The organism is Micromonospora inositola, from assembly GCF_900090285.1.
Lineage (GTDB): Bacteria > Actinomycetota > Actinomycetes > Mycobacteriales > Micromonosporaceae > Micromonospora > Micromonospora inositola.
Genome location: NZ_LT607754.1, coordinates 5,401,257 through 5,413,392 on the forward strand (window position 1 = coordinate 5,401,257; position 12,136 = coordinate 5,413,392).

The window sequence follows — 12,136 nt, forward strand, 5'->3', positions numbered from 1 at the left end:
CCCCGGCCTACTCCAGCGACCGCAGGTACGCGATGAGATCGGGCAACTGCGCGGCGTCGACCGGCTGAGGGGGCATGGCGTTGCCGGGCTTGACCGTCTGCGAGTTCGCGATCCAGCCGCCCAGGTGCCCGGCGTCGTTGGGCACGGCGCCGGCGCCGATGCTCCACCGCGAGCCCATGTTCGACAGGTCGGGCCCTACCCGCCCCTGCGCGTCGGTGCCCCGCACCGCGTGGCAGGCCGCGCAGGTGCCCTGCACGAACGCCTGCTGGCCCCGCCGCTCGGCGTCGGTCCTCGGCTGACGGGCCGGGGCGTTCAGTCGGGCCAACCACGCGTCGAAGTCGGCGCGGGGTTGCGCCACGACCAGGAAGGCCATGTGGGCGTGCTGGGTGCCGCAGTACTCGGCGCACTGGCCGCGGTAGCTGCCGGCCCGCTCCGCCCGCAGCCAGGTCTCCCGGGTCTCGCCGGCGATCAGGTCCGTCTTCGGCATGAGCTGCGGTACCCAGAAGCTGTGCAGCACGTCGTCAGTCCGCAGGCGCACCCGCACCCGCTCCCCCACCGGGATGTGGATCTCGTTGGCGGTGGCCCCGGACGCCCCCGCGTAGCGCACCTCCCACCACCACTTGTGACCGGTCACCTCGACGGCCGGGGCGTCCGGACCGGGACCGTGACCGAGTGCGGCGAGGTCGCGCAGGCCCACTCCGTACACGGCGACGAGGATGACGAAGGGCAGGCCGGCGCCGGCGATCGTGACGAAGCGCAGCGGCTGACCGTGGCGCACCCGGACGTTGCCCCGCCGGAACACCAGTGCCCAGGACAACAGCACCATGACCTCGACGAACACCGCCATGGAGATCCAGAACAACAGCCACCAGAGGCCGGCGACCCGGGTCGCCCCGGTCCCTGCGGGATTGAGCGCCGAGGGAGTGTCGCCGGCGCATCCGGCGAGCAGGAGCAGGCCGTACAGCGCCGTGAGCACCGGGCGCGGCCGCCAGTGCCGCCCGGCCGTGCTCGAGGTCGTCTCCGCTGTCGTGTCCACCAGGAGCGACCCTAGGAGCTTCAGGTGCCTATCAGCCGGTTTATGACGAATATTGGGATCTGTCGTCGGAGTGCCATTTATGGTGGAGCCGCAGACCACTCCATCCGCAAGCGCCCCCGGGCGTGGACAGGGAGATCATGCGCGCCTCCACCGTGGACCTCGTCGCGGACACCGCCAGAGCGGCCGCCGGACGCCGGACGATCGCCTGGCTCGCCGGTGGCCTCGGCACGGCGGCGGGGGCGGCCGGTGGATGGCTGGCGCCCCCGGACGAGGTGCAGGGCCAAGCGCAGCGCCTGATGTACGTGCACGTCCCCGCGGCCTGGGTGGCGTACGCCGCGTTCGCCGTCGTGCTGACCGCCAGCGGGGCGTACGTGATCGGGGGCGACCTGCGCTGGGACCGGTTCGCCCGGGCCTGCGCGGAGATCGGCGTGGTCCTCACCGCCGTCGCCATCGGCACCGGATCGCTCTGGGGACACCTGGTCTGGGGCACCTGGTGGGCGTGGGACCCCCGGCTGGTCAGCACCGCCCTGCTGCTGCTCGCGTACGCCGGTTACCTGGCCCTACGCCGGGCCGTGGCCGAGCGGACCGGGGCCCGCGACGGCGGGGACCACCGGGTGGCCCGCCCGGCCGCGGTCGTTGGCGCGGCCGGCTTCCTGCTCGTCCCGGTGGTGCACTTCTCCGTCGTCTGGTGGCGGTCGCTGCACCAGCAGGCGACCGTGCTCGCCCCGCAGCGCCCGCCGATCGACCCGCGGATGGGCGCGGCGCTGCTGCTCGCCGTGGCCGCCGCAACGCTCGCCGCGCTCGCCGTCCTGCTGCACCGGGTGGTCCGGCTGGAACGACGGCTGGCCCCGGACCCGTCCCCCGCCACCGACCGGGTCGGGGTCCCGGTCGGATGACGCGTCGCCGCGCGGGCCGGGCCGCGCTGGTCGCCGTGCTGCTCGCCGCAGGCGGACTGCTGGTCACCGGCGCGTTGCGGAACACCCTCACCTACTACCGCACTCCGAGCGAGGTGCTCGACGACCCGGCCGCCACCGGGCAGCGGGTCCGCCTCGGCGGCGACGTGGTGCCCGGCTCGCTGCGCCACCGCGGCGACCTGGTGGTGTTCCGCCTAGCCGAGGACGGGCACGAGATCACCGTCGAGCAGCGCGGCGTGCCGCCGGAGACCTTCCGGGAGGGCGAGGGGGCGGTCGTCGAGGGCAGCCTGTCGGCGGACGGGGTGTTCCGCGCCGACCACGTCATGGTCCGGCACGGCAACGAGTACCGCCCGTCCACCGCCCCGGCGGGACCGGTCGATGCTCGGTGACCTCGGCACCGCGAGCCTCGCGGTCGGCCTGGCCTGCGCCACCCTGACCGCCCTGCTCTGGCTGCGGGTGGCCCTGTTCGCCGCGCCCGCCCGGCCGGCCCGCCTCGGCACCGCCGCGACCCTGGCGACCGCCGCCATCGCCTGCGGCATGCTGGAGGCGGCCCTGCTCCGGCACGACTTCAGCGTCCGGTTCGTGGCAGAGAACGGCGGGCGCCGGGTGCCGATCTACTACACGGTGACCAGTCTCTGGTCCGGCCTCGACGGCTCCCTCCTGCTGTGGCTGCTGGTCCTCGCCGGCTACGCGGCGGTGCTGGCCCGGCGGCCGTACCCGGCCCGCCTGCACGGGTACGCGATGATGGTCGTCAGCACCGTCACCATGTTCTTCTTCGCGCTGTCCCGTTTCGCGGCGAACCCGTTCCGCGAGGTGATCCCGGTACCGGCCGACGGCCCGGGACCGAACCCGCTTCTCCAACAGCACCCGGCGATGGGCGTGCACCCGCCGCTGCTCTACGCCGGCTACGTCGGCCTGGTGGTGCCGTTCGCCCTCGCGCTGGCCGCGCCCCTGACCGGGCCGGAGGGACGGGGCTGGCTGCGGGTGGCCCGCCCCTGGGCCCTGGTGGCCTGGGCGGCGCTCACCGCCGGCATCGGGCTGGGGGCCTGGTGGTCGTACGCCGTGCTGGGCTGGGGCGGCTACTGGGCGTGGGACCCGGTGGAGAACGCCTCCCTACTGCCCTGGCTGACCGCCACCGCGTTCCTGCACACCGCCGTCGGCCGCGCCGCCGGCCGGGCCGGCTGGAGCACCGCGCTGGCCTGCGCCAGCTTCGTCCTGGTACTGCTCGGCACCTTCCTCACCAGATCCGGCGCGGTGACCAGCGTGCACGCCTTCACCGACTCACCCCTGGGGCCGATGCTGCTCGGCTTCGTCCTGCTGGCGGTCGTCGCGTCGACCGTGCTCACCGGACGGCGCACGGCCGTACCGCCCCGGCGCGACGCCCCGCTGCTGTCCCGGGCGACGGCCGTGCTGGTCAACGGCGTGCTCCTGGTGACCATCGCGGCGGTGGTCCTGATCGGCACGATCTTCCCGCTGCTCTCCGGGCCGCTGAGCGGGACACGCGCCTCCGTCGGCCAGGGCTACTACCAGCGCACCGCGATACCGCTGGCGATCGTGGTGCTGCTGCTGGCAGGGGTGACGCCGGCGCTGCGCGACCGGGCGGGGGCGCTACGTCGACTCGTCGTGCCGGGCGGCGCGGCACTGGCCACCGTCGCCGTGGTGGGCCTGCTCACCCGGCCCGGCCTGCCCGCGCTCACCGCGTTCGGCGCGGCGGCGTTCGTGCTCACCGGCCTGGCCGGAGAACTGACCAACCGGGTGCGGAGGCGGGGTCGCGGCGCCGTCGGCCTCGCCGGACTCGTCGCGCATGCGGGAATCGCCCTCGTCGCGGTGGGCGTCGCGGGTTCCTCGGCCTACGGCCGGGACACCGAGGGGACCCTCCGCACCGAGGAGGTCCTGCGGGTGGCCGACGTGACCGTCCGTCTGGACGGGGTGGACCGGGCCGGCGGCCAGGACGGGATGACGGTACGCGCCCGGCTGCGGCTCATCGAGGCGGACGGCGCGGAGCGGACCGTCACGCCGGCCCTGCGCTACCACCCGGCACGGGACGCGGCGGTCACCGTGCCGGTGATCGACACCGGGCTGACGCGGGACACGTACGTCACACTGATCGCGGTCGCCGCGGACAGCGGCAGCGCCACGCTTCGGCTCGCGGTGAACCCGCTCGTCGGACTGCTCTGGGCCGGTGGCGCCCTGACCGCCCTGGGCGGCCTCCTTGCGGCGGTCGGCGCCGCCCGGCGGCGGCGGTCACCCGAGCGGCCGGACGACCAGCGGCCGACGCCCGTCGCCGTCGGCCCGGGAGCCGTCCCGTGAGCCGCGCCGCCCTGCACCGACCGGGCTGGCTGCGTGCAAGACCGGCGGTGGTGCTCGCGGTCACCCTCGCCGTCGGCACGCTGACCGCCCTCAGCCTGCGGTCACCCGTCACGCCGGGGCCCGCCGACAACGGCCCCGTGATACCGGCGTCCGCGCCGGCACTGTCCGGCGTCACCCTGGACGGCGGCCGCTTCGACCTGGCCGCCGCCAGGGGCCAGGTGGTGCTGGTGAACGTCTTCGCCTCCTGGTGCGGCCCCTGCCGAGACGAGCTGCCGCTGCTGGTCGACGCCGGACGACGGTGGTCCCCGCGCGGGCTGCGCCTGGTCGGGCTGAACGTCCGGGACGGCACCGAGGCGGTCCGGGCGCTGCTCGACGAGACCGGCGCGACCAGACTGACCGTGCTGCCGGACCCGGACGGCACCCGTTCGGTCGACTGGGGCGTACGAGGCGTGCCAGAGACTTTCGTGGTGGACCGGGACGGCCGGATCGTCGACCGGCAGCGCGGCGTCGTCACCCGGGCGTGGCTGGAGCAGCGGGTCGCACCGCTGCTGACCGGATGAGGTGGCGGGCAGCGCTGGGAGTCCTCGTGCTCACCGCGCTGATCGCCGGTGCCGGGGCGGGATTGTTCCGCTCCACCGGGGACGCCGGCCGGGAGGACCGGGTACGCGCCGTGGCCGCCGGCCTGCGCTGCCCGGCCTGCCAGGGCGAGTCGGTGGCCGACTCGCGGTCGCCGATCGCGGCGGCGATGCGGCAGGCGGTGGCGGACCAGCTCGCCCAGGGGCGGGACCGCGATGAGATCCGTCGCTGGTTCGTCCAGCGATACGGGCCGGAGGTGCTGGTCGATCCGCCCGCCCATGGCGTGGAGCTGCTGCTGTGGGCCGTACCGGCACTCACGCTGCTGACCGCTGGCTACGCCGCGCTGCGCACGCTGCGCCCCCGCGAACCGTCGGCCCCGCCGACCGTCGCGGTGCGGCCCACACCGGCCGGCCGGGTCGCCCGCCGGGCATGGTGGGTCGGCTCGGTCGGGCTGGTAGCTCTCGTGGCGTCGGTCGCGGTCGTCGGCGGTCGGCTCGACGGGCCGGCACCGCCGGCACCGCCGGCACCGCCGGCACCGGCCGACCCGGTGGCCGTGGCCGTGCAGCTCGGCCGCGACCTGGAGGCGCAGGACCGCTACGACGCCGCCGCGCAGCTGTACCGGGAGGCGCTACGGGACCGACCGGACGACGCCGTCCGGCTGCGGCTCGCCTTCGCCCTGCTCCGGTCCGGCGACACCGCGGGCGCGCAGCAGGCGGCGCGGGAGGTGCTCGACCACGCCCCGGACTCCCCGGACGGCCTGCTCGTGCTCGGGCTGGCACAGCTCGGCGACCATTCGTCGGAAGCACCCCGGACGCTGCGCCGCTTCCTGGCCGTCGCCCCGGAGCATCCAGCCGCCCCGGAGATCGGCCGGCTGCTGTCCAGCGGCCCCTGACGCCCGCGAGCGAACCTACGTCCGAGGACGACGGGCGGGCCCGGCGGCGGACCGGCCGCGCCCCCGGTGGGACGCCGGCGTCGGCGATCGGGCGGCCGCAGGCTCGTCACCGTCGCGCCCCCGTCCAGAGCGCTTCGACCGGAACGAGGAGGGCTGGGCGGCGAAGACCCGGCTGCCGTACATCGAGGCGACGCAGCCCGGGGGGTCGCCACCTTGCAACCAAGGATTGAATGGTGGTTCAATCCTTGTGTGGCCTACCGGAGCACCGAGCGTGTGAAAGCTCGGCTGAGCGCCTCCCGGGAGCGGATCATTGCCGCCGCACTGGAGATCATGGCCCGGCACGGATACGCCGGCTGCTCGGTCGCCGCGGTCGCCGAGCGGGCCGGCGTGGCCACCGGCAGCGTCTACCGCCACTTCCCCACCAAGGCCGATCTGTTCGCCGAGGTGTTTCGCACAGCCTCCCAGCGCGAGGTGGACGCCGTCGCGCGCGCCGCAGCGCTGAAGACCACCATCGCCGAGCGGGTGTCAGCCGTCATCGAGACGTTCTCCGGTCGCGCGCTGCAGTCCCCACGGTTGGCGTACGCCCTGCTCGCCGAGCCGGTCGACCCGGCGGTCGACGCCGAGCGGCTCGTCTTCCGCCGTGCGTACGCCGAACTGATCGCCGGTTACGTCGCGGCGGGTGTGGCGAGCGGTGAACTACCCCCGCAGGATCCGGAGCTGACCGCGACCGCTCTGGTCGGCGCCCTGGCCGAGGCCATGGTCGGCCCGCTGGCCGCCGGGGTCGCCGGCCCGAGCACCATCCCCAGCCTGATCACGTTCATCCACCGCGCGCTTGGAGTATCGCCGTGACGACACACGAGGTCTTCAACCAGGTTCCCCCGCTGGTCGGCTACGACGCGGCGGACGACCCGGCACTGCTCGACGGCCTCCAGCGGGAGGGCGCCGGCTGGGCCGCCGCAGAGTTGCACGAGCTCGGCCGGCTCGGCGGTAGCGAGCAGGCGATCGAGTACGGGCGGCTGGCGAACGAACACCCGCCGGTCCTGCGCACCCACGACCGGTACGGCCACCGGATCGACGAGGTGGAGTTCCACCCGGCCTGGCACGAGCTGATGCGTACCGCCGTCACGCACGGCCTGCACGCCACGCCGTGGGCGGACGACCGGCCGGGCGCACACGTGGCCCGGGCGGCCAAGTTCCACACATGGCGCCCCGACGCCGGGCACGGCTGCCCGATCTCGATGACCTACGCAGCCGTGCCGGCGCTACGGCACAACCCGGAACTGGCCGCGCAGTACGAGCCGCTGCTCACCGCCGCGACGTACGACTTCGGGCTGCGTCCGCCGCTGGCCAAGCAGGGGCTGCTGGCCGGCATGTCAATGACGGAGAAGCAGGGCGGCTCGGATGTGCGCGCGAACACCACCACCGCCCATCCCGAGCCGGACGGCACCTACCGGCTCCTCGGGCACAAGTGGTTCACGTCGGCGCCCATGTGCGACCTCTTCCTCACCCTCGCCCAGGCACCGGGCGGACTCACCTGCTTCCTCGTGCCGCGCGTCCTTCCGGACGGCACGCGCAATCCGATGCGGCTGATGCGCCTGAAGGACAAGCTCGGCAACCGGTCCAACGCCTCCGCGGAGGTCGAGTACGAGCACGCGGTCGCCTGGCGCGTCGGAGACGAGGGCCGTGGCGTGCCCACCATCATCGACATGGTCAACCTGACCCGCCTCGACTGCGTCATCGGCGCGGCGGCCGGGATGCGCCAAGGCGTCATCACCGCCGCCCACCACGCCACCCACCGGCGGACCTTCGGCCGGTACCTCGTCGACCAGCCGCTGATGCGCAACGTGCTCGCCGACCTCGCGGTCGAGTCCGAGGCCGCCACCGTCCTCATGATGCGGCTCGCCGGAGCGACCGACCGATCCGCGCGCGGCGACGCCAGCGAGACCGCGTTCAAACGGCTCGCCCTCGCCGTCGGCAAGTACTGGGTCTGCAAGCGCTGGCCGGCACACGCCGCCGAGGCCCTCGAATGCCTGGGCGGCAACGGCTATGTCGAGGAGTCAGGCATGCCGCGGCTGTTCCGCGAGTCCCCACTGAACTCGATCTGGGAGGGTTCCGGCAACGTCGCCGCGCTGGACGTGCTGCGCGCACTCGCCAAGGACCCCCAGGTCATGGAGGCGTTCCGGGCCGAGGTGACCGCCGCCGCCGGCGCCGACGCGCGGCTCGACGTCGCGGTACGCCAGGTTCAGGCCGACCTGTCCGACCAAGCCGACCTCGAACTGCGGGCCCGCCGCGTCGTCGAACGGCTCGCACTGGTCCTGCAGGGCTCGCTGTTGGTGCGGCACGGCCACCCCGCCATCGCCGACGCCTTCTGCGCCTCCCGGCTCGGCGGCGACCACGGGCAGGCGTTCGGCACACTGCCGACCGGTGTCGACTTCGCCACGATCATCTCCCGCGCCGCGCCCAAGGTGGGCTGACCGCAAGCGCCGGGGCCGACGGCGATGTCCATCCAGGCGCAGGGACTCGTGGCGCCCGGAAGATCGGCACAATCGCCTCCCTCTGTCGTGCGATGGCGGGCGACGTTGGCCGTAGACTGCGCGACCGGGGCGGAGATCGTGCGGCTCGGTGAGGTCACCTGTCCGTCCGGCCGGGCTCCGACCGGTGCCCGTGACGGTCAGCGCCCCGCAGGGCGGGCAGGTCAAGGCCTGGCGCGTCGACGGCGCGGCGTCGGAGCGACGGCTGTTCCTCGTCAACAAGGGCGACCAGCGGGTGTCGGTCGACGTGGCGGCACCCGGTGCCAGGTACGAGATCGACCGGATGACCCCGGATGATCCGAGCGACGGGGGCCGCAACCTCGACGCGCCCGGCATCCCCATCGACGGCCGAACCGTCAACGCGGACGGCAGCTGGCCCGGGTTCCGGTCCACCGTGGGCGAGATCCACGCCGGCCACCTCCAGATCACTCTGGGAGCCGGCGAAACCGCGGTCGTGACGCTGCACGGCCACGACGAGGAGATGGGACGCCAGGTCTACGACCTGTTGCTCGAGGTCGCATCGGGGCGGCGCAGCGCGAGCGAGGAGCTGGCCCTGGGCGGGGAGGAGATCGTGCCGTGGCAGCTCGGGGCGGTGCTGTGAACGACACGGTGCGGGTGGCGCAGCGCCTTCGCCTCGATACGCTGGACCGGCTCTCCGGGCAGGGCCGTGGCTGGGTCGGCCCGGCGGTCGATCCGCGCGCGCTACGGGTCGGGGTCGTGCACCTCGGGATCGGGGCCTTCCACCGGGCACACCAGGCGATCTTCACCGAGCTGGCCGCGGCGGCGACCGGGCGCGAGGACTGGGGCATCACCGGCGTCACGCAGCGGTCGGCCTCCGTGCGCGACCAGTTGATGCCGCAGGACGGCCTCTACTCGGTGCTCGAACGAGGTGCTGACGCGGCACCGCTGCGGGTGGTCGGCAGCGTCCGGGACGTCGTCTTCGGGGCCGGCGATCCGGCGGCGGTCGTCGACCGGATAGCCGACCCGGCCGTACGCCTTGTCACGCTGACCGTCACCGAAAAGGGTTACCGGCGCGACGGTGCCGGCCGGCTGGACCGGTCCGACCCGGAGGTGGTGGCCGACCTGGCCGGCCGACCGCCCCGGACCGTGGTCGGCCAGCTCGTGCGGGGGCTGCAGCGTCGCCTGGCGGAGAGCGCGGAGCCGATCACCCTGCTCTCCTGCGACAACCTCGTCGGGAACGGCGATGTCCTGCGCGGGCTCGTGCAGGACATCGTGGACGCGCTGCCGTCGTCCGAGGCCGGCGGCCTCGCCGACTGGATCACCACCTCGGTACGTTTCCCGTCCTGCATGGTCGACCGGATCGTGCCGGCCACCACCGCCGAGGACCGTGCCGACGCCCTCGCGGTGCTCGGCCTCGAGGACCGGGGCGTCGTGGTCGCCGAGCCGTTCAGCCAGTGGGTCATCGAGGACGACTTCGCGGCCGGCCGGCCCGCCTGGGAGCGGGCCGGCGCGGTGTTGACCAGGGACGTCGCCGCATGGGAGGCGGTGAAGCTCCGAATGCTCAACGCGAGCCACTCGCTGCTCGCGTACCTGGGCGCCCTGCGGGGATACGACACGATCGCGGCCGCGCTGACCGAAGACCGGCTCGCGGCGGCCGCGGAGTCGCTGATGGTCGAGGACGTGGCACCCACCCTGCGGGTGCCGGACGGGCTGGATCTCGACCACTACCGTGGCCAGGTGTTGACCCGCTTCGCCAACCCGGCGCTGCGGCACCGAACCGTACAGGTGGCGATGGACGGATCGCAGAAGCTGCCGGTGCGGCTGCTCGGCACCGTCCGGGACCGCCTGGCCGCCGGCGCGGTGCCCCGGCACGCGGCGCTCGCGGTCGCGGCCTGGATGGTGTACGTCGCGCAGGGCCGGGACGTCCGTGGGCGGGATCTCCCACTCGACGACCCGATGGCGGAGCGTCTTGGCACGGCCGGGGCGGCCGCGGGCGGCGACCCGCAGCGGCTCGTCGACGCTCTGCTGCACGTCGACGAGATCTTCGGCGCGGACCTTCGGGACCATCAGGGCTTCCGGGCCGCGCTGGTGGACCACGTCGCCCAGCTCACGAAGGGCTGAACCCCGCCGTCGATCGCCTGCGGCCCGCCCCACGAACGGCGCCGCTGTCCCGTTCCGGGGCAGCGGCGCACCATCGTGCAGGGCTGGGCGGCCGAACGGCGCGGCACCAAGCTGTGGTCCGGTCTCCCTCCCGTCGCCTGCCGCGTTCGGCGTCGTCGCACGTCCCGCTGCGCCGAAGATGGTGGGCAGGGGCCGCGGCGCGACCGGTGAGGATGAGGCGGATCATGAGCGATGTCGAACTGAGCGACGGTGACCGGCGCGTGGTCGTGGTCGCGGTCGACAAGGGCGAGGACGCGGTGGCCGCCGTCAACGAGGCGGCGGTGCGGTACGGCATTCGCGGTGCCCGGGTGACCGCCGTCGGCGGCTTCGCCTCCGCCGAGCTGGGCTACTTCGACCGCGAGAAGCGCGACTACCTGCGCATCCCGGTCGGGGAACAGGTCGAGGTCCTATCGCTGCTGGGCGACATCGCCGAGCACGAGGGGCAGCCGGCGCTGCACGTGCACGCGGTGCTCGGCCGCCGGGACGGCACCACCGTCGGCGGTCATCTCCTGCGGGGTGAGGTGTGGCCGACACTGGAGGTGATCATCTCCGAGGTCGGGGCGAGCCTCGCCAAGCGAATCGACCGGGAGACCGGGCTGGCGCTGCTGGCGGGGACGATCCGGCAGTGAGCGGCGCGGCAGAGCGCCCCGAGGCCGGCGCGGCGGAGGACGGCGCGGGCCGGGGACGCCGACCGCCGGACGGGCCGCCCCGCAGATGGTGGCACGCGGCACCTGCCCCCGCTCCGGCTTCGGCCGGATCGGTCCGCCGGCGGTCCGCGCTGGCTACGCTTCGCGGTAGGTGAATCCGGGGGGACGGATGACGCAGGCACGCGTGGCGGTACTCGGGCTCGGCGGCATGGGTGCGCCGATGGCCGCGAACATCCTCCGCGCGGGTCTGCCGACGGCCGTCTGGAACCGCCACCCGGAGCCCGCCCGCCGGCTCGGCGACCAGGGCGCGGAGGTGGCCGCCGCCCCGGCCGACGCGGTACGCCGCGCCGACGTGGTGGTCACCATGGTGACCGACGCGGACGCGGTCAGGTCCATCGCCACCGACCAGGGGATGCTGGCCGCCATGGCCGAGGGCGCGGTGTGGGCCCAGATGAGCACCATCGGCGTGACCGAGACGGAACGCCTCGCCCGGCTGATCGCCGGGGAGCGCCCCGACGTGGCCCTGGTGGACGCCCCGGTGGCGGGCAGCCGGGGCCCGGCCGAGCAGGGCCGGCTCGTCGTCCTCGCGTCCGGGCCGGAGCAGGCCCGGGACCGAGTCACGCCGGTCTTCGACGCGGTGGGGCAGCGTACGGTCTGGGTCGGGCCGGCCGGGGCCGGCTCCCGGTTGAAGCTGGTCAACAACCTGCTGCTCGCCTTCGTCGCCGAGGGGCTCGCCACGGCGGTCGCGTTCGGTGACGCGCTCGGCCTGGACCGCGCGGCGGTCCTCGGCGCCCTGCACGGCAGCCCGCTGGTGTCGCCCTGGGCCGCGGAGAAGCTGGAGCGGATCGGCCGGGACGACTACCCGACCCAGTATCCCCTGGCCCTGGCGCTCAAGGACGTCAACCTGGCGCTGCGCGAGGTGGAGGCCGGCCGCTTCCCGGCCGCCGAAGGCCTGGCCGCCGAGTGGCAATGGGTGGTGAACCAGGGGCTCGGTCCCGAGGACCTGACGGTGGTCACCCGAGCCCTGTCACGACTGGGCGGGGCGGCATGAGGCACCTCCCGGGCCGGGCGGGTGCCGTCCGGGCCGCCACGACGTGACCCGGGACGCC

The 12,136-nt window shown here is 74.6% G+C and carries 12 protein-coding genes; 11 read left to right on the top strand and 1 reads right to left on the bottom strand.

From position 1 onward, the window contains the following. Window positions 1-7 precede the first annotated feature (7 nt). A complete protein-coding gene (locus tag GA0070613_RS25815) occupies window positions 8-1,036 on the bottom strand; it encodes a cytochrome c oxidase subunit II (protein WP_089014644.1) in 1,029 nt (342 codons plus the stop codon). A 137-nt stretch (window positions 1,037-1,173) separates the two neighbouring features. Between GA0070613_RS25815 and ccsA the strand changes: the two genes are divergently transcribed. The 11 genes from ccsA (at window position 1,174) to GA0070613_RS25870 (ending at window position 12,078) form a co-directional block, all read left to right on the top strand. Further along, window positions 1,174-1,932 (top strand): cytochrome c biogenesis protein CcsA, encoded by a 759-nt coding sequence (gene ccsA / locus GA0070613_RS25820; protein ID WP_089016202.1) that lies wholly within the window; start codon window positions 1,174-1,176, stop codon window positions 1,930-1,932. Beyond that, the gene (locus GA0070613_RS25825) at window positions 1,929-2,339 is read left to right on the top strand and encodes a cytochrome c maturation protein CcmE (protein ID WP_089014645.1); all 411 of its coding nucleotides are present in this window, start codon (window positions 1,929-1,931) and stop codon (window positions 2,337-2,339) included. Before ccsA ends, GA0070613_RS25825 begins: the two co-directional genes overlap by 4 nt. Then, on the top strand, window positions 2,329-4,260 hold the full coding sequence (locus GA0070613_RS25830; RefSeq protein WP_089014646.1) for a heme lyase CcmF/NrfE family subunit: 1,932 nt from the start codon (window positions 2,329-2,331) through the stop codon (window positions 4,258-4,260). Before GA0070613_RS25825 ends, GA0070613_RS25830 begins: the two co-directional genes overlap by 11 nt. Next, complete coding sequence (locus GA0070613_RS25835; RefSeq protein WP_157746537.1) at window positions 4,257-4,820, top strand: TlpA family protein disulfide reductase; 564 nt, start codon at window positions 4,257-4,259, stop codon at window positions 4,818-4,820. The genes GA0070613_RS25830 and GA0070613_RS25835 overlap by 4 nt, the downstream gene beginning before the upstream one ends. Before the next feature lie 26 nt (window positions 4,821-4,846). Next, window positions 4,847-5,728: a cytochrome c-type biogenesis protein CcmH gene (locus GA0070613_RS25840; protein WP_172875897.1), complete on the top strand. Its 882-nt coding sequence runs from the start codon at window positions 4,847-4,849 to the stop codon at window positions 5,726-5,728. 273 nt (window positions 5,729-6,001) lie between these two features. Further along, the gene (locus GA0070613_RS25845) at window positions 6,002-6,577 is read left to right on the top strand and encodes a TetR/AcrR family transcriptional regulator (RefSeq protein ID WP_231929473.1); all 576 of its coding nucleotides are present in this window, start codon (window positions 6,002-6,004) and stop codon (window positions 6,575-6,577) included. After that, entirely contained in the window at window positions 6,574-8,202 is a 1,629-nt protein-coding gene (locus GA0070613_RS25850) for an isovaleryl-CoA dehydrogenase (protein WP_089014649.1), read from the top strand. Before GA0070613_RS25845 ends, GA0070613_RS25850 begins: the two co-directional genes overlap by 4 nt. Before the next feature lie 184 nt (window positions 8,203-8,386). Further along, window positions 8,387-8,860, top strand: a complete 474-nt coding sequence (locus GA0070613_RS33125) for a UxaA family hydrolase (RefSeq protein WP_197698991.1) — start codon at window positions 8,387-8,389, stop codon at window positions 8,858-8,860. Then, window positions 8,857-10,341, top strand: a complete 1,485-nt coding sequence (locus GA0070613_RS25860) for a mannitol dehydrogenase family protein (RefSeq protein WP_197698992.1) — start codon at window positions 8,857-8,859, stop codon at window positions 10,339-10,341. The genes GA0070613_RS33125 and GA0070613_RS25860 overlap by 4 nt, the downstream gene beginning before the upstream one ends. 224 nt (window positions 10,342-10,565) lie before the next feature. Continuing rightward, on the top strand, window positions 10,566-11,009 hold the full coding sequence (locus GA0070613_RS25865; RefSeq protein ID WP_089014651.1) for a PPC domain-containing DNA-binding protein: 444 nt from the start codon (window positions 10,566-10,568) through the stop codon (window positions 11,007-11,009). Window positions 11,010-11,196: 187 nt separating this feature from the next. Beyond that, window positions 11,197-12,078, top strand: a complete 882-nt coding sequence (locus tag GA0070613_RS25870) for an NAD(P)-dependent oxidoreductase (RefSeq protein WP_089014652.1) — start codon at window positions 11,197-11,199, stop codon at window positions 12,076-12,078. Window positions 12,079-12,136: the final 58 nt, after the last annotated feature.

Coding starts and splice junctions, on each gene's coding strand:
- GA0070613_RS25865 (WP_089014651.1), top strand. CDS start 10,566: ATGAGCGATGTCGAACTGAGCGACGGTGACCGGCGCGTGGTCGTGGTC.
- GA0070613_RS25870 (WP_089014652.1), top strand. CDS start 11,197: ATGACGCAGGCACGCGTGGCGGTACTCGGGCTCGGCGGCATGGGTGCG.
- GA0070613_RS25830 (WP_089014646.1), top strand. CDS start 2,329: ATGCTCGGTGACCTCGGCACCGCGAGCCTCGCGGTCGGCCTGGCCTGC.
- ccsA (WP_089016202.1), top strand. CDS start 1,174: ATGCGCGCCTCCACCGTGGACCTCGTCGCGGACACCGCCAGAGCGGCC.
- GA0070613_RS25825 (WP_089014645.1), top strand. CDS start 1,929: ATGACGCGTCGCCGCGCGGGCCGGGCCGCGCTGGTCGCCGTGCTGCTC.